The 21,562-nt window shown below is 69.6% G+C and carries 22 protein-coding genes; 17 read left to right on the top strand and 5 right to left on the bottom strand.

What is annotated here, in order from left to right; all coding sequences use genetic code 11:
- Positions 1-2 precede the first annotated feature (2 nt).
- From fmt to ribD, 4 genes are read left to right on the top strand one after another with little or no spacing between them, the layout of a single operon-like run.
- Entirely contained in the window at positions 3-944 is a 942-nt protein-coding gene (gene fmt / locus AWC02_RS05670) for a methionyl-tRNA formyltransferase (protein WP_085127803.1), read from the top strand.
- On the top strand, positions 941-2,356 hold the full coding sequence (locus tag AWC02_RS05665) for an RsmB/NOP family class I SAM-dependent RNA methyltransferase (RefSeq protein ID WP_085127802.1): 1,416 nt from the start codon (positions 941-943) through the stop codon (positions 2,354-2,356). The genes fmt and AWC02_RS05665 overlap by 4 nt, the downstream gene beginning before the upstream one ends.
- Before the next feature lie 5 nt (positions 2,357-2,361).
- Positions 2,362-3,039, top strand: a complete 678-nt coding sequence (rpe, locus tag AWC02_RS05660; RefSeq protein WP_082109490.1) for a ribulose-phosphate 3-epimerase — start codon at positions 2,362-2,364, stop codon at positions 3,037-3,039.
- On the top strand, positions 3,036-4,067 hold the full coding sequence (gene ribD, locus AWC02_RS05655; protein WP_085127801.1) for a bifunctional diaminohydroxyphosphoribosylaminopyrimidine deaminase/5-amino-6-(5-phosphoribosylamino)uracil reductase RibD: 1,032 nt from the start codon (positions 3,036-3,038) through the stop codon (positions 4,065-4,067). Before rpe ends, ribD begins: the two co-directional genes overlap by 4 nt.
- A gap of 12 nt (positions 4,068-4,079) precedes the next feature.
- Here ribD and AWC02_RS05650 read toward each other — a convergent pair whose 3' ends face one another.
- Positions 4,080-5,633, bottom strand: a complete 1,554-nt coding sequence (locus tag AWC02_RS05650; RefSeq protein ID WP_085127800.1) for an MFS transporter — start codon at positions 5,631-5,633, stop codon at positions 4,080-4,082.
- On the bottom strand, positions 5,633-6,331 hold the full coding sequence (locus tag AWC02_RS05645; RefSeq protein WP_085127799.1) for an LppX_LprAFG lipoprotein: 699 nt from the start codon (positions 6,329-6,331) through the stop codon (positions 5,633-5,635). Before AWC02_RS05645 ends, AWC02_RS05650 begins: the two co-directional genes overlap by 1 nt.
- A gap of 96 nt (positions 6,332-6,427) precedes the next feature.
- Here AWC02_RS05645 and AWC02_RS05640 point away from each other — a divergent pair, with 96 nt between their 5' ends.
- From AWC02_RS05640 to AWC02_RS05600, 9 genes are all read left to right on the top strand, one after another.
- Positions 6,428-7,045 (top strand): riboflavin synthase, encoded by a 618-nt coding sequence (locus tag AWC02_RS05640; RefSeq protein ID WP_085127798.1) that lies wholly within the window; start codon positions 6,428-6,430, stop codon positions 7,043-7,045.
- A gap of 95 nt (positions 7,046-7,140) precedes the next feature.
- Positions 7,141-8,418, top strand: coding sequence for a bifunctional 3,4-dihydroxy-2-butanone-4-phosphate synthase/GTP cyclohydrolase II (locus tag AWC02_RS05635; protein ID WP_085127860.1), 1,278 nt, complete (start codon positions 7,141-7,143; stop codon positions 8,416-8,418).
- A complete protein-coding gene (ribH, locus tag AWC02_RS05630; RefSeq protein ID WP_085127797.1) occupies positions 8,419-8,901 on the top strand; it encodes a 6,7-dimethyl-8-ribityllumazine synthase in 483 nt (160 codons plus the stop codon).
- A gap of 50 nt (positions 8,902-8,951) precedes the next feature.
- On the top strand, positions 8,952-9,371 hold the full coding sequence (locus AWC02_RS05625; RefSeq protein WP_085127859.1) for a PH domain-containing protein: 420 nt from the start codon (positions 8,952-8,954) through the stop codon (positions 9,369-9,371).
- Positions 9,372-9,436: 65 nt separating this feature from the next.
- Positions 9,437-11,398, top strand: coding sequence for an excinuclease ABC subunit UvrC (uvrC, locus tag AWC02_RS05620; protein ID WP_085127796.1), 1,962 nt, complete (start codon positions 9,437-9,439; stop codon positions 11,396-11,398).
- On the top strand, positions 11,395-12,330 hold the full coding sequence (rapZ, locus tag AWC02_RS05615) for an RNase adapter RapZ (protein ID WP_085127795.1): 936 nt from the start codon (positions 11,395-11,397) through the stop codon (positions 12,328-12,330). Before uvrC ends, rapZ begins: the two co-directional genes overlap by 4 nt.
- Before the next feature lie 58 nt (positions 12,331-12,388).
- Complete coding sequence (locus AWC02_RS05610; protein WP_085127794.1) at positions 12,389-13,462, top strand: YvcK family protein; 1,074 nt, start codon at positions 12,389-12,391, stop codon at positions 13,460-13,462.
- Positions 13,459-14,436 carry a DNA-binding protein WhiA gene (gene whiA, locus AWC02_RS05605; RefSeq protein ID WP_109560890.1) on the top strand — a complete coding sequence of 326 codons (978 nt, stop codon included), beginning with the start codon at positions 13,459-13,461 and terminating at the stop codon, positions 14,434-14,436. Before AWC02_RS05610 ends, whiA begins: the two co-directional genes overlap by 4 nt.
- A 127-nt stretch (positions 14,437-14,563) precedes the next feature.
- Positions 14,564-16,291 (top strand): DUF3556 domain-containing protein, encoded by a 1,728-nt coding sequence (locus AWC02_RS05600; protein ID WP_085127793.1) that lies wholly within the window; start codon positions 14,564-14,566, stop codon positions 16,289-16,291.
- Positions 16,292-16,304: 13 nt separating this feature from the next.
- On the opposite strand, the gene AWC02_RS22970 is transcribed toward AWC02_RS05600, so the two are convergent.
- Both AWC02_RS22970 and AWC02_RS22965 read right to left on the bottom strand, forming a co-directional pair.
- Entirely contained in the window at positions 16,305-16,607 is a 303-nt protein-coding gene (locus AWC02_RS22970) for a TetR-like C-terminal domain-containing protein (RefSeq protein WP_336385669.1), read from the bottom strand.
- Positions 16,608-16,619: 12 nt separating this feature from the next.
- Entirely contained in the window at positions 16,620-16,880 is a 261-nt protein-coding gene (locus AWC02_RS22965) for a helix-turn-helix domain-containing protein (protein ID WP_336385668.1), read from the bottom strand.
- Between the two features lie 185 nt (positions 16,881-17,065).
- Between AWC02_RS22965 and gap the strand changes: the two genes are divergently transcribed.
- From gap to secG, 4 genes are read left to right on the top strand one after another with little or no spacing between them, the layout of a single operon-like run.
- Entirely contained in the window at positions 17,066-18,088 is a 1,023-nt protein-coding gene (gene gap, locus AWC02_RS05590) for a type I glyceraldehyde-3-phosphate dehydrogenase (RefSeq protein WP_085127792.1), read from the top strand.
- Between the two features lie 7 nt (positions 18,089-18,095).
- Positions 18,096-19,343 (top strand): phosphoglycerate kinase, encoded by a 1,248-nt coding sequence (locus AWC02_RS05585; RefSeq protein ID WP_085127791.1) that lies wholly within the window; start codon positions 18,096-18,098, stop codon positions 19,341-19,343.
- Positions 19,340-20,125: a triose-phosphate isomerase gene (tpiA, locus tag AWC02_RS05580; RefSeq protein WP_085127790.1), complete on the top strand. Its 786-nt coding sequence runs from the start codon at positions 19,340-19,342 to the stop codon at positions 20,123-20,125. Before AWC02_RS05585 ends, tpiA begins: the two co-directional genes overlap by 4 nt.
- Before the next feature lie 43 nt (positions 20,126-20,168).
- Complete coding sequence (secG, locus tag AWC02_RS05575) at positions 20,169-20,402, top strand: preprotein translocase subunit SecG (RefSeq protein WP_064997117.1); 234 nt, start codon at positions 20,169-20,171, stop codon at positions 20,400-20,402.
- Between the two features lie 33 nt (positions 20,403-20,435).
- Here secG and AWC02_RS05570 read toward each other — a convergent pair whose 3' ends face one another.
- A complete protein-coding gene (locus tag AWC02_RS05570) occupies positions 20,436-21,557 on the bottom strand; it encodes an oxygenase MpaB family protein (RefSeq protein WP_085127789.1) in 1,122 nt (373 codons plus the stop codon).
- Between the last annotated feature and the right edge of the window lie 5 nt (positions 21,558-21,562).

Below are 21,562 nucleotides of genomic sequence, written 5' to 3'. Positions count from 1 at the left end.
CGGTGCGCATCGTCTTCGCCGGCACCCCGGACACCGCGTTGCCGTCGTTGCAGCGGCTGATCGACTCGCCACGCCACGATGTGGTCGCGGTACTGACCCGGCCCGACGCGGCAGCCGGCCGACGGGGCCGCCCGCAGCCCTCGCCGGTGGCCCGCCGGGCCCTCGACCACGGCATTCCGGTGCTGCGGCCGGCCCGGCCCAATGCACCGGAGTCGGTCGCCGAGCTGGCCGAACTGGCGCCGGAGTGCTGTCCGGTGGTCGCCTACGGGGCGCTGCTGCGCGACGCCCTGCTGGCGGTACCGCCACGCGGCTGGGTCAACCTGCACTTCTCGCTGCTGCCGGCGTGGCGGGGCGCGGCCCCGGTGCAGGCCGCGATCGCCGCGGGTGACGCGGTCACCGGCGCGACGACGTTTCGCATCGAGCCGGAGCTGGATTCCGGGCCGGTCTACGGCGTCGCGACCGAAACGATCCGGCCCGACGACACCGCGGAGCAGCTGCTGGCCCGGCTGGCGGTCTCCGGAGCCGAACTGCTGGCCGCGACCCTGGACGGTATCGAAGATGGGGCGGTGCAGGCGGTGCCGCAGCCGCGCGACGGCGTCAGCTATGCGCCCAAGATCAGTGTCGAGGACGCGCGGGTGCAGTGGGAGCTGCCGGCCGCGGTGATCGAACGGCGAATCCGCGCCGTCACCCCCAACCCCGGGGCGTGGACCATGATCGGCGACCTGCGCGTCAAAGTCGGTCCGGTCACCATCGCCGAATCCACCGATGACGGGCGCAGCGAGCTGGCGCCGGGCCACATCCACGCCGGCCGCCGCGACCTCTGGGTCGGCACGGGCTCCCAACCCGTGCGGTTGGGACAGATTCAGCCACCGGGGAAGAAGCTCATGGACGCCGCCGACTGGGCGCGCGGTGCGCGCCTCGGCTCCGAGGTGCGGGCGTCATGACCGGACCGCAGCGTGGCCGGCCGCACCGTGACCGGCCGCAGCGCCCCCAAACCGGCCCGCGCAAACCCCGCCGCCGGCCGCTGGACCCGGCCCGGCGCGCCGCGTTCGACGTGCTGCAGGCGGTCTCGCAGCGCGACGCCTACGCCAACCTGGCCTTGCCGGCGCTGCTGGCCGAGCGCGGAATCACCGGCCGGGACGCCGCTTTCGCCACCGAACTGACCTACGGAACCTGCCGGGTCCGCGGCCTGCTCGACGCCATCATCGGGGCCGCTGCGCAACGCTCACCCGACACCATCAACCCGGTCTTGCTGGACCTGCTGCGGCTGGGCAGCTACCAACTCTTGCGCACCCGGGTCGAACCGCACGCCGCGGTGTCTACCACCGTCGAGCAGGCGGCCATCGAGTTCGACTCCGCCCGAGCGGGTTTCGTCAACGGCGTGCTGCGCACCATCAGCACGCGCGACGAACAGTCCTGGACCGCGGAACTGGCGCCGAGCGCCGAAGCCGACCCGATCGGGCACGCCGCCTTCGTCCACGCCCATCCGCGCTGGATCGCCCAGGCGTTCGCCGACGCGCTGGGCGCCGACGCCGGCGAACTCGACGCGGTGCTGGCCAGCGACGACGAGCGTCCCCGGGTGCATCTGGCCGCCCGGCCCGGTGTCCTGACCGCAGCGGAACTGGCCGCCGCCGTGGGCGGCGAAGTGGGCCGGTATTCACCGTATGCGGTGTACCTGCCCGGCGGCGACCCCGGGCAGCTCGAGCCGGTGCGGGCCGGTCAGGCACTGGTGCAGGACGAGGGCAGCCAGCTGGTGGCGCGGGCGTGCGCGCTGGCTCCGGTCGAGGGTGACACCGGCCGGTGGCTCGATCTGTGCGCCGGACCCGGCGGCAAGACCGCGCTGCTGGCGGCGCTGGCTGCCCAATCCGGGGCGCGGGTGACCGCGGTGGAACAGGCGCCGCACCGCGCCGCGATGGTCAGCGAGAACACCCGTGGCCTCAACGTGGAGGTGTTGACCGCCGATGGCCGCGACTCGGGACTGCAGCCCGGCTTCGACCGGGTCCTGGTGGACGTGCCGTGCACCGGTCTGGGCGCCCTGCGCCGGCGGCCCGAAGCGCGCTGGCGCCGCCAGCCCGCCGACATCCCGGCCCTGGCCAAACTGCAGCGCGAGCTGCTGGCCGCGGCGATCGGACTGACCCGGCCGGGGGGAGTGGTGCTGTATGCGACCTGCTCCCCGCACCTGGCCGAGACCGTGGGCGTGGTGGCGGACGCCGTGCGCCGGCATCCGGTGCGTGCCCTGGACACCCGCGAGCTGTTCGCGCCCGCCGATGCCCTCGGAAACGGCCCGCATGTGCAGCTGTGGCCGCACCGACACGGCACCGACGCCATGTTCGCTGCGGCCCTACAAGTACTCTAAAGCCCATGTCACGACCCATGATCGCGCCGTCGATCCTGTCGGCCGATTTCGCCCGCCTCGCCGATGAGGCCGCCGCCGTCAAGGGCGCGGACTGGCTGCACGTCGATGTGATGGACGCCCACTTCGTCCCGAACCTGACCTTGGGCCTGCCCGTGGTGCAGAGCCTGCTGGCGGCCACCGACATCCCGATGGACTGTCATCTGATGATCGAGGACCCCGGCCGGTGGGCGCCGCCGTATGCCGAGGCCGGTGCCTACAACGTCACCTTCCACGCCGAGGCCACCGACAACCCCGTCGCGGTGGCCCGCGACATCCGGGCTGCCGGCGCCAAGGCCGGACTGAGCATCAAACCCGGCACGCCGCTGGAGCCCTACCTGGAGATCCTGCGAGATTTCGACACCCTGCTGGTGATGTCGGTCGAGCCGGGCTTCGGCGGGCAGTCGTTCATCCCCGAGGTGCTGAGCAAGGTACGGGCGGTGCGCAAGCTCGTCGATTCCGGGGAATTGAACATCCTGGTGGAGATCGACGGCGGGATCAACGCCGACACCGTCGAACAGGCCGCCGCGGCCGGTGTCGACTGCTTCGTCGCCGGCTCGGCCGTCTACAGCGCGGCCGATCCGGGTGCCGCCGTGGAATCGCTGCGTCGTCAGGCCCTGGCGGCGTCACCGCATCTGCGCGCATGAGCGCTAAGCCGACCGCCGAGCACGCCGTCGACCACGATGCCGCGATGCTGCTGGCGATCGAGCAGTCCCAACGCGTCAAAGGCGCCACCTACCCCAATCCGCCGGTCGGCGCGGTCATCTTGGACCGCGACGGCGCGGTGGTGGGCGTCGGCGGGACCCGCCCGGCCGGTGAGGCTCACGCCGAGGTGGTGGCGTTGCGCCGGGCCGGCGAACTCAGCGCCGGCGGAACGGCCGTCGTCACCTTGGAGCCGTGCAATCACCACGGCAAGACCCCGCCGTGCGTGGACGCCCTGCTGGCCGCCGGGGTGGCGCAGGTGGTCTACGCCGTCGAGGACCCCAACCCGGCCGCCGCGGGCGGTGCCGCCAGACTCGCCGAGGCGGGCGTGCGGGTGATCGCCGGGGTGCAGGCCAAGGCGGTCAGCACCGGTCCGTTACGGGAATGGCTGCACAAGCAGCGCACCGGCCGACCGCACGTCACCTGGAAGTACGCCACCAGCATCGACGGGCGCAGCGCGGCCGCCGACGGTTCCAGCCAGTGGATCACCAGCGAAGCGGCCCGAGCCGACCTGCACCGCCGCCGCGCCGCGGCCGATGCCATCGTGGTGGGCACCGGGACCGTGCTCGTCGACGACCCCACGCTGACCGCCCGGCTTCCCGACGGCACCCTCGCCGATCGTCAGCCACTGCGGGTGGTGGTGGGCCGACGCGAGATCTCCGCGGACGCCCACGTGCTCAACGACGACTCGCGCACCATGGTGATCCGCACCCATGACCCCGCCGAAGTGCTGCGGGCGCTCTCCGACCGCACCGATGTGCTCCTCGAGGGCGGGCCGACCTTGGCCGGCGCCTTCCTGCGGGCCGGGGCCATCGACCGGATCCTGGCCTACGTGGCACCGATCCTGTTGGGCGGACCGGTCACCGCGGTCGACGACGTGGGCGTGCCCAACATCGCCCGCGCGCTGCGCTGGCGCTTTGACACCATGGAGCAGATCGGTCCCGACCTGCTGCTGAGCCTGGTGCCGCACTAGCCGCACCGCGGCTCAGCGCGCCAGGGCGGCTTCCGGCTCCGGCAGCTCCGGGTCCTCGGCGACTACCTTGTTGCTGCCGATGAGCAACCCGAGCACCGCGCCCACCACGCAGACGATCGCGGTGATCCAGAAGATCTCCCCGTACATCATCGCGAAGGCCACCTTGGAGTTGGCGGCCTTGTGCAGCATCTTCTCCGCCAGGGTGTCGCCGACAGCCTTGGGCCGGCTCGCCAGGATCTGGTTGAAGCGGTAGAGCCCCCACGCCGACAGCGCCGCCATCCCGACCAGCATGCCCGTCATCCGGGCCACCACCACGCTCGAGGCGGCAATGCCGTGCTCGCGGGGCGGAACAGCGCGCATCACCGCCGAGGTCAGCGGGCCGATAACCAGGCCGAGCCCGAAACCGGCCAGCATCTGGTCGGTGGCCAACGCGGGCAGGCTCACCACACCGAAGAGGTTGTGGTGGTAGTTGAGCAGGTCGACCGGCCACTTCGAGATCAGTGCGTAGCCGCCGGCGGCGATGAGCAGACCGGCGAACGCCACCAGCCGGTCCCCGACGCGGGTGGCGATCCAGCCGCCCACCAGGGCGCCGACCGGGAGCGCGATCAGGAACCGCAGCAGCAGGCCGGCCGCTTCGTTCTGGGTCATGCCCAGCACGCCCTGCCCGAACAGTTCGACATTGACCAGCGTCACCATCAACGCCGCGCCGGCGCACATCGAGGAGCCCAGCGCCGCCAGGAACGGGCCGAACCGGGTGCCGGCCGGGTCGATCAGCTTGGTGCGGGCGAACCGCTCCCAGACCGCGAACGCCAGCAGGGCCACCGCCGCGCCGACCAGCAGGGGCGGACCCCAGTCCGGCAGGGCCTGCTTGGCGGTGGGCTCGGGGTTGTAGAGACCCATCACCGCCAGACCCAGCATCACCGCCAGCAGCAGACCCCCGACCACGTCGACGCGTTCGGGGGGAGTGCCGTCCTGCTCGGTATCGGCGCGCGAGGGCAGGCTGAAGTGGATCATCACCATGGCGATCGCGGTCAGCGGCACGTTGATCCAGAACACGTCGCGCCAGTCCCGCAGCGCCCAGACGATGAAGATGCCGTACAGCGGGCCCAGCACGCTGCCGAGCTCCTGGGCGGCACCGATCCCGCCGAGCACGCCGGCCCGATTGCGCTGCGACCACAGGTCGGCGCCCAGCGCCAGGGTCACCGGCAGCAGGGCGCCGCTGGCGATGCCCTGAATGGTGCGCCCGGCGACCAAGGTCGTCAGATCCCCGGCAAGTGCCGTCACCACCGAACCGACCGCGAACGTGGCCAGGCTGACCTGCAGCAGCAGTTTGCGGCCGAACCGGTCGGAGGCCCGTCCCAGCAGCGGCATGGCCGCGATGTAGCCGAGCAGATAGCAGGTGATGATCGGGGTGAGCTGCTGAATCTTATTGATGGGGATGCCGACACCGGCCGGCTGCGGAGCCATGATGTCGCGCATGATCGTGACCACGACGTAGGTGTCGAGGGCACCGAGCAGGACGGCCAGGCTACCTGCGCTGATCGCGAGCCGGCGGTTGACTCGCATTACGCTCCCGCCGGCTTCTCGATCGTGACGGGGGCATTCCAATTCGACAGGGTCATCTGAATGGCGTTGCCCGCGCTGGGGTCGAGCTGGGCCTGCACCAGCTGGTGATCGCCGTCCTCGGAGATCCACACCGTGGCCGGGGTGGGTGCGGTGGCCTTCAGCTGCGGGGCCAGGGAGTTCACGGCGTCGGCGGGGGCGTTGCCGGTGACCCGCACGGCCTTCTGGCCGTTGATGGTGTCGCGGCCGACGGCCTGGGTGTCGGTCAGCTTGGCCAGCATGTTGGCCAGGCCCTTGTCCGGGCTCAGGATCGCGGCCACGTCGTAGATCTTGTCGGCGGCGCCGTAGTTGTCGTAGTCGTCGCCGGTGATCGCGGCGTAGAGGTCACCGTCGATCACGACGAACTTCGCGTCGACGTCCGAGCCCAGCATCATGATCGTGGCGTTGCCCTTGGCGGCGGTGGCCGGCTGGGTGGTCAGATCGCCCTCAAGGGTCTTGACCGGGAGGTTTTTGATCTGGCCGGTCACGGTCAGGGCCAGGTGTGCGCTCTGGAGGTTGGCGGTGGTGGTCGCCGATTCCGCGACCAGTGTCGTCGCGTCCGGCAGCGGACCGCCGGCGTCCTTGGATGAACAGCCGGCCAGCAGCGCGGCAGCGGTGGTCGCGGTGGCCAGGGCGATGAGAAGTCTGCGCATGGGGGACATCGTATAGAGGCCTCCCGGCCGAGGCGGGGCAGCGTAGACAACCACGGCCGACGCGCCCGAGTCCGCCGCGCCGGTGCCCGTCGCTAGCCTGTTGTGATGTTCACCGGAATTGTCGAGGAACTGGGCGAGCTGGTCGGCCGCGAGGACCTCGCCGACGCTGCGCGCCTGGTCATCCAGGGCCCCACCGTCACCTCCGATGCCCGCCACGGCGACTCGATCGCCGTCAACGGGGTGTGCCTGACCGTTGTCGAGGTGCAGCCCGGCGGTCGCTTCAGCGCCGATGTGATGCGCGAGACCCTGGAGCGTTCCAGCCTGGGATCTTTGCAGGTCGGCAGTGCGGTCAATCTCGAGCGGGCGGCGGCGCTGGGCAGCCGGCTGGGCGGGCACATCGTGCAGGGGCATGTCGACGGCACCGGGCGGGTCTTGGCCCGCACCCCCGGCCAGCACTGGGAGGTGGTGCGCATCGGCTTGCCGGCCGCCCTGGCGCGCTACGTGGTGGAGAAGGGCTCGATCACCGTCGACGGCACCTCGCTGACGGTGTCGGGGCTGGGCTGCGACGCCGCGGACAGCGGAGATTTCTTTGAAGTCTCGCTGATTCCTACCACCCTGGAACTGACGACACTGGGCCGCGCCCCGGTCGGTGCGCTGGTCAATCTGGAGGTCGACGTGATCGCCAAATACGTCGAACGGCTGGTGATTAAGCCCACGGAATGAGTCACGGAGCGAATGGTGGTTCCGGGGTGGTTCATACTGGACGGGCAGGTAGCGCCGTCCGGGTGCTCCCCGATGGCGAAAACAAGGTGACACAGATGACGAAGTTGGACACCGTCGAGCGGGCGGTTGCCGACATCGCGGCTGGAAAGGCCGTCGTCGTCATCGACGACGAAGACCGGGAAAACGAAGGCGACCTGATCTTCGCCGCCGAGAAGGCCACACCCGAGCTGGTGGCGTTCATGGTGCGCTACACCTCCGGTTACCTGTGTGTACCGCTGGACGGCGCGATCTGCGACCGGCTGGGCCTGCTGCCCATGTATGCGGTGAACCAGGACAAGCACGGAACCGCCTACACCGTGACCGTCGACGCCAAGAACAACGTCGGCACCGGGATCTCGGCATCGGACCGCGCGACGACCATGCGCCTGCTGGCCGATCCGACCAGTGCGGCCGACGACTTCACCCGTCCCGGCCATGTCGTGCCGCTGCGGGCCAAGGACGGTGGGGTGCTGCGCCGGCCCGGCCACACCGAGGCCGCGGTCGACCTGGCCCGGATGGCCGGCCTGCAGCCGGCCGGCGCGATCTGCGAGATCGTCAGCCAAAAGGACGAGGGCGCGATGGCCCAGACCGAGGAGCTGCGGGTCTTCGCCGACGAGCACGGCCTGGCGCTGATCTCCATCGCCGACATGATCGAGTGGCGGCGCAAGCACGAAAGGCACATCGAGCGGGTCGCCGAAGCCCGTATCCCGACCCGTCACGGCGAGTTCCGGGCGGTCGGCTATACCAGCATCTACGAGGACGTCGAGCACGTCGCGCTGGTCCGCGGCGAGATCGCCGGACCCGACAACGACGGCGACGACGTGCTCGTTCGTGTCCACTCGGAGTGTTTGACCGGTGACGTGTTCGGGTCGCGGCGCTGCGACTGCGGACCGCAGCTGGACGCCGCGCTGGCGATGGTGGCGCACGAGGGCCGCGGCGTGGTGCTCTACATGCGCGGGCACGAGGGCCGCGGGATCGGCCTGCTGCACAAACTGCAGGCCTACCAGCTGCAGGACGCCGGTGACGACACCGTCGACGCCAACCTCAAACTGGGGCTGCCGGCCGACGCGCGCGACTACGGGATCGGGGCGCAGATCCTCACCGATCTGGGCGTTCGCTCGATGCGGCTGCTCACCAACAACCCGGCCAAACGGGTTGGGCTCGACGGCTACGGTCTCCATATCATCGAGCGCGTGCCGCTGCCGGTTCGCGCCAACTCCGAGAACATCCGCTACCTGCTGACCAAACGCGACAGGATGGGCCACGACCTGACAGGACTCGAGGACTTCGACGACGCCGAGCAGCTGCCCGGCGAATTCGGCGGAGCGCTGTAGATGAGCCCAGCCGCAGGGGTCCCGGACATCCCGGCGCTCCACGCCTCCGACGTGCGCCTGGCCATTGTGGCCAGTACCTGGCACACCCGTATCTGTGACGCGCTGCTGGCGGGGGCCCGCAAGGTGGCCGCCGACGCCGGCATCCCCGAGCCGACCGTGGTGCGGGTGCTCGGCGCGATCGAGATTCCCGTGGTGGCGCAGGAAGTGGCGCGCAACCACGACGCGGTAGTAGCCCTGGGTGTGGTGATCCGGGGCGCCACACCGCATTTCGACTACGTGTGCGACGCGGTGACGCAGGGCCTGACCCGGGTTTCGCTGGATGCCGCCACCCCGGTGGCCAACGGCGTGCTCACCGTCAACGACGAGGAGCAGGCGCTGGACCGCGCCGGACTGCCGGATTCCACCGAGGACAAGGGCGCTCAGGCGGCGGCCGCGGCGCTCAGTACGGCGCTGACCCTGCGCGAGCTGCGCACGGCGCCGTGACGCGCCCGTCCGGGGCCCCGCAGTGGGATCTCGAGGTGCGCCCACGCGTGATGCGTTACGGCATCTGGATGGTCGCGATCCTGATCGTGACGATCCACGTTGTGGTGAGTATGTTGCTGACGATTCGCGCCAGCGGCGTGATCTTTCGCACCTACGATCGGGTGGCGGTTGTTGTGCTGGGTCTCATCGTGGCCGGGGCGTTATTGATGTTGACGCGGGCGCGCGTCCGGGTCGGCGAATCCGGGGTGTCGGTGCGCAATGCGCTCGGCGACCGGTTGATTCCCTGGGCGCAGGTGGTGGGCGTCACCTTTCCGCCGGGCAAGCGCTGGGCCAGGCTGGAGTTGCCCGACGACGAATACATTCCCCTGGTGGCCATCCAGTCGGCCGACAAGGAACACGCCGTGGAGGCCATGCGGGCGCTGCGGGCACTGATGGCGCGCTACCGGCCCGCCCCGCCGCCGCTGGGCTGAGGCATTGCGCGGCGACCCGCTGCGCCCGACTCCGTCGCGCTTGCGATCGCCGCTAGCCTGGTTACGTGCCAGACCCTGCGACCTATCGTCCGGCGCCGGGCTCCATTCCCCTCGCGCCCGGCGTCTACCGGTTCGTCGACTCCCATGGCCGGGTCATCTACGTGGGCAAGGCGAAAAGCCTGCGGCCGCGGCTGACGTCGTACTTCGCCGACATCGCCGGGCTACACCCGCGGACGCGCCAGATGGTGACCACCGCCGCCAAGGTCGAGTGGACGGTGGTCAACACCGAAGTCGAGGCACTCCAGCTGGAATACAACTGGATCAAGGAGTTCGATCCCCGCTTCAACGTCCGCTACCGCGACGACAAGACCTACCCCGTGCTGGCGGTCACCTTGAACGAGGAATACCCCCGGCTGATGGTCTACCGCGGGCCGCGCCGCAAGGGCGTGCGCTATTTCGGGCCCTACTCGCACGCCTGGGCGATCCGGGAAACCCTGGACCTGCTGCTGCGGGTCTTCCCGGCCCGGACATGCTCGGCCGGGGTGTTCAAGCGTCACCAGCAGATCGGCAGGCCCTGCCTGCTGGGCTACATCGGCAAGTGCTCCGCGCCGTGCGTCGGGCGGGTCAGCGCCGCCGAGCACCGGCGGATCGTGGACGACTTCTGCGATTTCCTGGCCGGCAAGACCGACCGGCTGGTGCGCAGTCTCGAACAGCAGATGCTGGCCGCCTCCGACGCCCTCGACTTCGAGCGGGCCGCACGCCTGCGCGACGACGTCGCGGCGCTGCGGCGGGCCCTGGAGAAGCAGGCCGTCGTGCTCGGCGACGGCACCGACGCCGACGTGGTGGCGTTCGCCGACGACGAACTCGAGGCGGCTGTCCAGGTGTTTCACGTCCGCGGCGGGCGGGTGCGCGGACAGCGCGGCTGGATCGTCGAGAAGCCCGGCGACCCCGCCGACCCCGAGAGTTCACTCGAAGCCATGGTCGAGCAGTTCGTGACGCAGTTCTACGGCGATCAGGCCGAGCTGGACGGCGCAGCCGACGAGCCGACCAACCCGGTACCGCGCGAGGTCCTGGTGCCCTGTCTGCCGGCCAACGCCGAGGAGCTGACCAGTTGGCTGTCCGCGCTGCGGGGTTCGCGCGTCTCGCTTCGGGTGCCGCTGCGCGGCGACAAGCGGGTGCTGGCCGAGACGGTCGAGCGCAACGCCAAAGACGCCCTGCAGCAACACAAGATGAAGCGTGCCGGGGATTTCACCGCACGGTCGGCTGCGCTGCAGAATATCCAGGAATCCCTGGGCCTGCCCGATGCTCCGCTGCGCATCGAGTGCGTCGACATCAGCCATGTGCAGGGCACCGACGTGGTCGGATCCCTGGTGGTGTTCGAGGACGGACTGCCGCGCAAGTCCGACTACCGGCACTTCGCGATCCGGGAGGCCGCAGGTCAGGGCCGGTCCGACGATGTGGCCTCGATCGCAGAGGTCACCCGGCGACGGTTCCGGCGACATTTGGACGACGCCGAAGTCCTTGCTCCGGAAGGAAAGTCCCGCAAATTTGCCTACCCGCCGAATCTCTATGTCGTCGACGGCGGTGCGCCGCAGGTCAATGCCGCCGCCGAAGTGCTGGCCGAGCTCGGCATCACCGACGTGGCGGTCATCGGCCTGGCCAAACGACTCGAGGAGGTGTGGGTGCCCTCCGAACCGGATCCGATCATCCTGCCCCGGCAGAGCGAAGGGCTCTACCTGCTGCAGCGGATCCGCGACGAGGCGCACCGGTTCGCCATCACCTACCACCGCAGCAAGCGGTCCAAGCGGATGACCGAATCGGTGCTGGACTCGGTGCCCGGGCTCGGCGAGCACCGGCGCAAGGTGCTGATCTCCCGTTTCGGATCGGTGGCCCGGCTCAAACGGGCTACCGTCGAGGAGCTCACCTCGATCCCGGGGATCGGCGCGGCGACCGCCGCCGCCGTACTCGAGGCACTGGGAGCCGACGGCGCGACGGGCGCCGCTGAACAGCAACGGATGTCGGGATGACCACGGAATCACCCAAAGGCGTGCGGGCGCGCGATGTCGCCGGCCCGGGCGACGGCGCCGGAATCGACGTCGTGCTGGTGACCGGACTGTCCGGCGCCGGTCGCGGCACCGCGGCGAAGGTATTGGAGGATCTGGGCTGGTATGTCGCCGACAACCTGCCCCCGGACCTGATCACCCGGATGGTGGACCTGGGCCTGGCGGCGGGTTCGCGCATCACCCAGCTGGCAGTTGTGATGGACGTGCGCTCGGCCGGATTCACCGGGGACCTGGACTCGGTACGCACCGAATTGGCCACCCGCGGCATCAATCCCCGCGTGCTGTTCATGGAGGCCGGTGACGACGTGCTGGTCCGGCGCTATGAACACAACCGCCGCAGTCACCCGCTGCAGGGGCAGCAGACCCTCACCGAGGGCATCGCCGCCGAGCGGATCATGCTGGCGCCGGTTCGCGCCGCCGCCGACCTCGTCATCGACACCTCGGTGCTGAGCGTTCGCGAACTGCGGGAGAGCATCGAGGAGATGTTCGGCGGCGATGCCGTGAGCGCTCCGACATCCATCACCGTCGAGTCGTTCGGGTTCAAGTACGGCCTGCCGATGGACGCCGACATGGTGATGGACGTGCGCTTTCTGCCCAACCCCCATTGGGTCGACGAACTGCGCCGGCACACCGGGCAGCATCCGGCGGTGCGCGACTACGTGCTGAGCCAGCCGGGCGCCGACGAGTTCCTCAGGAGCTACCACCGGCTGCTGACCCTGGTGGTCGGCGGCTATCGACGAGAGGGAAAGCGTTACATGACCCTGGCCATCGGGTGCACCGGCGGCAAGCATCGCAGTGTCGCCATCGCCGAGGCCCTGGCGCGCCTGCTGGACGCCCAGGATTCCGGTGACGCGCTGTCGGTGCGGGTGCTGCACCGGGATCTGGGCCGCGAATGAGTTGCGCCGGCGACGATGCAGAGCGGAGTTTGCGGAGCGATGAGGAGGAGCGGCGCCAGTGAGCGTTGAACCCGCGCGTGGCAACCCGAGCATCGTCGCGCTCGGCGGGGGACACGGTCTGTATGCGACGCTGTCGGCCGCCCGCCGGCTGACCCCGCACGTCACCGCGGTGGTCACCGTGGCCGACGACGGCGGCTCCTCGGGCAGGTTGCGCAGCGAGCTGGACGTGATTCCGCCCGGAGATCTGCGCATGGCACTGGCGGCGCTGGCTTCCGACACCCCGATGGGCCAGCTGTGGGCGACCGTGCTGCAACACCGCTTCGGCGGCAGCGGCGCGCTGGCGGGTCATCCGATCGGCAACCTGCTGCTGGCCGGTCTCAACGAGGTGCTCGCCGACCCGGTGGCCGCCCTCGACGAGCTGGGCCGGATGCTGGGCGTCAAGGGCAGGGTGTTGCCCATGTGCCCGATCGCCCTGCAGATCGAGGCCGACGTGTCGGGGCTGGAAGCCGACCCGCGGCTGTTCCGGCTGATCCGCGGTCAGGTGGCGGTGGCGACCACCCCGGGCAAGGTGCGCCGGGTTCGGCTGCTGCCGGGTAACCCGCCGGCCACCCGGCAAGCGGTGGACGCCATCATGTCCGCGGATCTGGTGGTGCTCGGGCCCGGTTCGTGGTTCACCAGCGTGATCCCGCACCTGCTGGTGCCCGGTCTGGCCTCGGCGCTGCAGTCCACCACCGCCCGGCGCGCCCTAGTGCTCAATCTGGTGGCCGAACCGGGGGAGACCGCGGGCTTCTCCGTGGAACGCCACCTGCACGTCCTGGCCCAGCACGCGCCGGGATTCACCGTGGACCACATCATCATCGACGCAGGCCGGGTGCCCAGCGAACGCGAGCGCGAACAGCTGCGGCGGGCCGCCACCCTGTTCGCGGCGGAGGTTCGGTTCGTCGACGTCGCCCGACCTGGTACACCTTTACATGACCCAGGAAAGTTGGCGGCGGCGCTGGACGGGGTTCGGAGCGCATCGACGTTGACAGTTCCGACCCCGGTGGCGATGCAGTCCGAGGGCGGGGGCCGGCAAACCGGCGTGAGTGGACCGAGCGGGCTCGGGCCGGGAGGTGACAAGTCGTGGCGATGACGGCCGAAGTCAAGGACGAGCTGAGCCGTCTCGTGGTCAGTTCGGTGAGCGCCCGCCGCGCGGAGGTCGCGGCGCTGCTGCGCTTCGCCGGAGGCCTGCACATCGTGGCCGGCCGGGTGGTGGTCGAGGCCGAGGTGGACCTGGGCGTCATCGCACGTCGGCTGCGCAAGGACATCTTCGACCTGTACGGCTACAACGCGATCGTGCACGTACTGTCGGCCAGCGGAATGCGCAAGAGCACCCGCTACGTACTGCGGGTGACCAAGGACGGTGAGGCGCTGGCCCGCCAGACCGGACTGCTGGATCTGCGCGGGCGCCCGGTGCGGGGCCTGCCCGCCCAGGTCGTCGGTGGCAGCGTCGCCGACGCCGAAGCTGCCTGGCGGGGCGCGTTTTTGGCACACGGCTCACTGACCGAACCGGGCCGCTCGTCGGCGCTGGAGGTTGGCTGCCCGGGTCCGGAGGCCGCGCTGGCGCTGGTCGGTGCGGCGCGCCGGCTCGGCGTCACCGCCAAGGCCCGCGAGGTACGCGGCGCCGACCGCGTGGTGGTCCGCGACGGTGAGGCGATCGGGGCGCTGCTGACCCGGATGGGCGCCCAGGACACGCGGCTGGTCTGGGAGGAGCGCCGGATTCGCCGCGAGGTGCGTGCGACCGCCAACCGGCTGGCCAACTTCGACGACGCCAACCTGCGCCGGTCCGCGCGGGCGGCGGTGGCGGCGGCGGCACGCGTGGAACGGGCGCTGGCGATCCTCGGCGACACCGTGCCCGAGCACCTGGCCTCGGCCGGCCGGCTGCGCGTCGAGCACCGGCAGGCCTCGCTGGAGGAACTGGGCCGGCTGGCCGACCCGCCGATGACCAAAGACGCGGTGGCGGGGCGCATCCGGCGGCTGCTGTCGATGGCTGACCGCAAGGCCAAGCAGGACGGCATTCCCGACACCGAGTCCGCGGTCACCCCCGAACTGCTCGAAGACGCCTAGCTGCGCGCTTCTGCGCCCACCGCCCGCACAGCCGGGCCGCCGGGGTGCCCGGACCCGTCCGAATGCCCATCACCGGCCTGCTCTTGCCGCTATAACAGAACGGGCACACGGCAGGGAGTGAGGCAGTATGGGGTTCATCAAACCGTCGGTTCCCGACGTCGACCCCGCCACGTGGCGCAGCACCGATTGGCCGACCCGGATCCGGGTCTGCAGCAGGCACTGGGTCGACCAGGGCTTCGGCACCCCATCGGGGGTCTACCTGATCTATCTGCTCAAGATCGCGGCCTACGCCGTGGGCGCCGCGGCGGTGATCGGGTTGACTCCGGGCCTGGGCGGTCTGGGCCGCATCGCCGAATGGTGGACCCAGCCGATCGTCTACCAGAAGCTCGTCGTCTTCAGCCTGCTGTTCGAGGTCTTAGGCCTGGGCTGCGGGTCGGGTCCGTTGACCGCCCGATTCTGGCCGCCCATCGGCGGCGTCCTGTACTGGTTGCGGCCCAAGACGATCCGGCTGCCGCCGTGGCCGGACAAAGTCCCCTTCACTCGTGGCGACACCCGCACTCCTGTCGACGTGGTGCTTTACGCAGCGGTGCTGGCTGCCGGAATCTGGACGTTGCTGTCTGCCGGGCAGGGCGATCCCGGACCGGGCCTGCTCGACCCGGTGTTGGTGGCTCCGCTGGTGATCGCACTGGTCCTGCTGGGCCTGCGGGACAAGACGATCTTCCTGGCCGCTCGCGCCGAGCACTACGGCCTGACGTTGCTGGTCTTCTTCTTTCCCTACGTCGACCAGATGGCCGCGTTCAAACTCATCCTTCTCGGGTTATGGTGGGGCGCAGCCACTTCCAAACTGAATCACCACTTTCCCTATGTGGTTGCGGTGATGACGAGCAACAATGCCCTGCTGCGGGCAAAGATCTTCACCCGCGTCAAACACCTGATGTACCGGGATCACCGCAACGACCTGCGCCCCACCCGGATACCGCAGCTGATGGCGCACGTCGGCGGCACCACCGCCGAATTCGTGGTGCCGGCGCTGCTGGTGCTGGTCGCCGGAGATCACCCGTGGCGGTGGTTCCTGATCGCCTTCATGGTGATCTTCCATCTCAACATCTTGTCCAACCTGCCGATGGGTGTCCCGCTGGAGTGGAACGTGTTCTTCGGATTCTCGCTGTTCTTCCTGTTCGGCCAGCACCCCGAGATCAGCGTCTTTGACCTGCGATCGCCGCTGTTGATGGCGATTCTGTTCACCGGGCTGGTGGTGATCCCGGTGGCCGGGAACATGTTTCCGCAGCAGATCTCCTTCCTGCCGGCGATGCGGTACTACGCCGGAAACTGGGCGTCCAGCTTCTGGTGCTTCCGCACCGGTACCGAGGACGTCGTGGAGGCCAACGTCGTCAAGAGCTCGGCGCTGGTCATCAGCCAGTTGGCGAAGTTCTACGACCAGTCCACCGCCGACCTGGTGGCCGACAAGGTCCCGGGCGCATTCCGCGCCATGCACCTGCAAGGCCGTGCCCTCAACGGCCTGCTGCCCCGCGCGGTCGACAACGTGGCCGACTACACCATCCGCGACGGCGAGATCATCGCCGGCCCGCTGATCGGCTGGAACTTCGGTGAAGGCCACCTGCACAACGAGCAGCTGCTCGCGGCGGTGCAGCGCCGCTGCCGATTCGCCGAGGGCGACCTGCGCGTGATCGTGCTCGAAGGCCAGCCCATCCATCGGCGCGAGCAGGCTTACCGGATCGTCGACGCCAAATCCGGGCTGATCGAGGCGGGTTATGTGGCGGTGGCCGACATGCTGTCCCGTCAACCCTGGCCCGAAACCGGCGACGAGCTCCCGGTCCGGACCGTCCCCCGATAGTCGCGAGCCGGCGTCAGCGCGGCCTGACATAGGGGACGAGCACGTCATCGACGAGCTCGGTGATCAGCTCATCGGTGATCGGATCCCCGGAGATCAGAAGACGGTGCCACAGCACGCTCTGGGCGAGTTCGCGTGCGATCTCGATCGATACGTCGGCCCGCACGTCACCGCGTTGAATGCCGCGGGAAAGCAGGGCGGCCATCTCTTGTTTGCGCCACTCGATGACGCCGCCGCGAAATTCCGCGGCGAGCTCGGCGTCGTATGTCATCGCCGCGACCACCGCGGCAAGGGCAGCGGCCCGCGGACCGGTGAACAGCTGGGCCCAGCCTCACAGGACGGCCAGCATGTCCGTCCGGTAGCTGCCGGTGTCCTCATGCGGAATCGTGGCAACCGCCGCGCGCAGCAGCACGTCGCGAATCAATGCGCGGCGATCGGGCCAGCGGCGATACAGCACGGGCTTACTGGTCTTGGCGCGGGCGGCAACCGCCTCCATGGTGACGGCCCCGGGCCCGTGCGCGGCGAGCAAGTCGAGGACTGCGGTTTCGATCGCCGCCTCCAGCTCGGTGCCGTGTCGACGTTGCTCGGCCATCTGCCGTGCCTGGGTGCGCCACAACATCGAAGAGGTCGGCCGGCTCGAGCATCTGCTTCCCCAGCTGGCTGGCGTAGGGTGGCCGGCGCCGGGCAGCGCTGAGGCACCTTCGCGCCGCCGGCGGCCCGCCCACTAGGCTGGCCAGGAAAGCACATCGGTCGGCTTATAGACACAAGGAGAGCGCAGTGACGGTCCGGGTAGGCGTGAACGGCTTCGGCCGCATCGGGCGGAACTTCTTCAGGGCATTGGACGCACAGAAAGCCCTGGGCAACAACACCGACATCGAGATCGTCGCGGTCAACGACCTCACCGACAACGCCAGCCTGGCGCACCTGCTGAAGTTCGACTCCATCCTGGGCCGGCTTCCCCACGAGGTCAGCCTCGAAGGCGACGACACCATCGTCGTGGGCAACACCAAGATCAAGGCCCTCGAGGTCAAGGAAGGCCCCGCCGCCCTGCCCTGGGGTGACCTGGGTGTCGACGTCGTGGTCGAGTCCACCGGCATCTTCACCAACGCCGCCAAGGCCAAGGGTCACCTGGACGCCGGAGCCAAGAAGGTCATCATCTCCGCGCCGGCCACCGACGAGGACATCACCATCGTGCTGGGCGTCAACGACGACAAGTACGACGGCAGCCAGAACATCATCTCCAACGCCTCGTGCACCACGAACTGCCTCGGCCCGCTGGCCAAGGTGCTCAACGACGAGTTCGGCATCGTCAAGGGCCTGATGACCACCATCCACGCCTACACCCAGGACCAGAACCTGCAGGACGGTCCGCACAGCGACCTGCGTCGCGCCCGCGCCGCCGCGATCAACATCGTGCCCACCGGTACCGGTGCCGCCAAGGCGATCGGCCTGGTGCTGCCCGAGCTCAAGGGCAAGCTGGACGGCTACGCGCTGCGGGTGCCGATCCCCACCGGCTCGGTCACCGACCTGACCGCCGAACTGAGCAAGTCGGTGTCGGTCGAAGACATCAACGCCGCCATGAAGGCTGCCGCCGAGGGCCCGATGAAGGGCATCCTGAAGTACTACGACGCGCCGATCGTGTCGAGCGACATCGTCACCGACCCGCACTCGTCGCTCTACGACGCCGGGCTGACCAAGGTCATCGACAACCAGGCCAAGGTGGTCTCCTGGTACGACAACGAGTGGGGCTACTCCAACCGTCTGGTCGACCTGATCGCTCTCGTCGGCAAGTCGCTGTAACGCGATCGTGGCCGTCAAGTCAGTCCAAGACCTGATCGCCGAGGGTGTTTCGGGTCGGGGCGTGCTGGTGCGCTCCGACCTGAACGTCCCGCTCGACGACGGAAAGATCACCGACCTGGGCCGGATCACCGCATCGGTGCCCACGCTGCGTGCCTTGGTGGACGCCGGCGCCAAGGTCGTGGTGACCGCGCACCTGGGGCGGCCCAAAGGCGGGCCGGACCCCAAGTTGTCGCTGGCGCCGGTCGCGGCCGCGCTCAGCGAGCAGTTGGGCCGGCACGTTCAGCTGGCCGGTGATGTGGTCGGCACCGACGCCCTGGCCCGCGCCGAGGGTCTGACCGACGGCGACGTGCTGCTGCTGGAGAACATCCGCTTCGATCCGCGCGAGACCAGCAAGGACGACGGCGAGCGGCTGGCTCTGGCCCGGGAACTGGCCGAGCTGGTCGCCGCGCCGGACGGCTCGCCGGGGGCCTTCGTCTCCGACGGGTTCGGCGTGGTGCACCGCAAGCAGGCCTCGGTCTACGACATCGCCACGCTGCTGCCGGCCTACGCGGGGACGCTGGTCGCCGCGGAGATCCAGGTGTTGCAGCAGCTGACCGAGTCGACCGAGCGGCCCTACGCGGTGGTGCTGGGCGGATCGAAGGTCTCCGACAAGCTGGGCGTGATCAAGTCGCTGGCCACCAAAGCCGACTCCATCGTGATCGGCGGCGGCATGTGCTTCACCTTCCTGGCGGCACAAGGGCTTCAGGTCGGCACCTCGTTGCTGGAGGCCGACATGGTGGACACCTGCCGGCAACTGCTCGACGACTACGCCGACGTGCTGCGGTTGCCCGTGGACATCGTCGTCGCCGACAAGTTCGACGCCGCCGCCACCGGCGAGGTGGTGGCCGCGGACACCATCCCGGACGGCAAGATGGGCCTGGACATCGGTCCGGGTTCGGTGGAGCGGTTCGCCGCCCTGCTGGGCAACGCCAAGACCATCTTCTGGAACGGGCCGATGGGCGTGTTCGAGTTCCCGGCGTTCGAGGCCGGCACCAGGGGAGTGGCCGAAGCGATCGCAAACGCCACAGCCAAAGGCGCCTTCAGCGTTGTCGGCGGTGGTGACTCCGCCGCGGCGGTACGGGCGCTGGGTCTGCCAGAGGACGGTTTCTCCCACATCTCCACCGGCGGCGGCGCGTCCCTGGAATACCTTGAGGGCAAACCACTGCCAGGTCTGCAGGTCCTGGAGACCGGATTCGCAACCGGAGGGTCGCAATGAGTCGTAAGCCGCTGATCGCCGGCAACTGGAAGATGAACCTCAATCACTTCGAGGCCATCGCCCTGGTGCAGAAGGTGGCTTTCGCGCTGCCGGACAAGTACTTCGACAAGGTCGACGTCACGGTGCTGCCACCGTTCACCGACCTGCGCAGTGTTCAGACCCTGGTCGACGGGGACAAGCTTCGGCTGACCTTCGGCGCCCAGGATCTCTCCCAGCACGATGCGGGCGCCTACACCGGTGAGGTCAGCGGTGCGTTCCTGGCCAAGCTGGGTTGCACCTTCGTCGTCGTCGGGCACTCCGAGCGACGCAGCTACCACGGCGAGGACGACGCGCTGGTCGCCGCGAAGGCGGCCGCCGCCCTCAAGCACGGCCTCACCCCGATCATCTGCATCGGCGAGCACCTGGAGATCCGGGAGGCCGGCAACCACGTCGAGTACTGCCTGGAGCAGTTGCGGGGTTCGCTGGCCGGGCTGAGCGCCGAGCAGATCGGTGCCAGCGTCATCGCCTACGAACCGGTGTGGGCGATCGGCACGGGCCGGGTGGCCGGCGCCGCCGACGCGCAGGAGGTGTGCGCGGCGGTGCGCGCGGAACTGGGCAAGCTCGCCTCACCCAAGGTCGCCGACACCGTCCGGGTGCTCTACGGCGGCTCGGTCAACGCCAAGAACATCGGCGAACTCATCGGCCAGCCCGATGTGGACGGCGGTCTGGTAGGCGGTGCCTCGCTGGACGGCGAGCAGTTCGCGATGCTGGCGGCGCTGGCCGCCGGCGGGCCGCTGCCGTGACCCAGACGCCGGGGAAGCGCCGGCCGAACGGTAGGGTGACGGCATGATCTTGACGCTGCAGATTCTCTTGGTGATCACCAGCCTGCTGGTGATTCTGCTGGTGCTGCTGCACCGCGCCAAGGGCGGCGGCCTGTCGACTCTGTTCGGCGGCGGCGTGCAGTCCAGCCTGTCGGGTTCGACCGTGGTCGAGAAAAACCTGGACAGGCTGACCTACTTCGTCATCGCGATCTGGCTGATCTCGATCGTCGCGGTGGGCCTGCTGATCAAATACGCCTGACCCTGCCCCCAGTCGATCCTGCCCCCAGCCGGCTTAGGCCGGCTGGGGCTGGCTGACGCCGCCCGGAGGTGGCACCGGCAGCGGGGCAGAAGGCCGGTGCATCACGATGTCCTGCTCTGATCTGTACTGCTCGTAGAGCGCTTTGGGCGTCGCGATGCCGTGGCGGGCGAACGCCTGCGCCGGGGTGACGGTCGCTGCGGTGACCGGCGGGATGCCGAGCAGCGCCGGTGCGGCGATCGGCACGGTCGACGGGCTCAGGAAGCGCAGTGCGAGGATGGCGACCGTCGGTCGGGCCATCACCGCCATGCCGACCCGCAGAATCGGCCGGATCAACCAGTCGACCACCGCGCTCTGCCGGGTGTTGGCGAGGTCCCGCTGCCACCGGGGAAGCATCCGAATGACCCCGGCGCGCAACACAAAGCGGGCGGGCCACTTCACCGGGGTGAGCAGTCGCGGCAGGTCGGACAGGAACGCCTTGGCGTTCATCAGGTGCTGCATCGCGTATTGGGTCGCCTCGCTGGCGGCCAGCCGGGGCCGCATTCGCCGGAAGTAGTCCCGAACCTCGTCGCGGGTGCGCGGCACCGCAGCCGGGTCGATGGTCTGGAATTCCGCGGCTTTGGCGCAGTCGGCCCAGTAGCTGCGCTCATCGGCGTCGGAGAGCCTGCCCGGTCCGTAGGTCTCGTAGGCGTAGAGCACCGAATGCCAGCCGGTCACCAGAATCCACAGTTGCTGGTCGGGATTGTTGGGGTCTGACCACACTCCCGACACCGGCTCCACGCAGCCGGCGTGCGCGTGCACCTTCGTCAGCGTCTCGGCCGCCTTGGCCGCTGACAGGGAGTCGCCGATGGCGATCGTGGCGAAGTAGGCGATGGTGCGCTCCAGGCGGACGCGGGGCTGGTTGTAGATCCGGCCGGTGGCGTTGACGGTCGCCGTCAAGAACGGGTCAAGCTCTTCGATCACCACTGCTCGACTGATCGCGACGGTGGGAGTGGTCGGGTACGTCCATACCCGCCACGCCACCGAGTCCGGCCCGAACACCCCGTAGTCGAGCAGCGGCTGGTAATCGCGCCGGCGGACCCGGGTGATCACCGAGCGCAATGAGCCGCCGGTGGCCTCGGTCCGCGCCGGCATCTGCGTGGTGCGGTGCTGTTTCATTGGTT

The sequence above is a fragment of the Mycolicibacter engbaekii genome (assembly GCF_002101585.1).
Classification (GTDB): domain Bacteria; phylum Actinomycetota; class Actinomycetes; order Mycobacteriales; family Mycobacteriaceae; genus Mycobacterium; species Mycobacterium engbaekii.
This window is presented reverse-complemented; position numbering and strand designations above follow the sequence as displayed.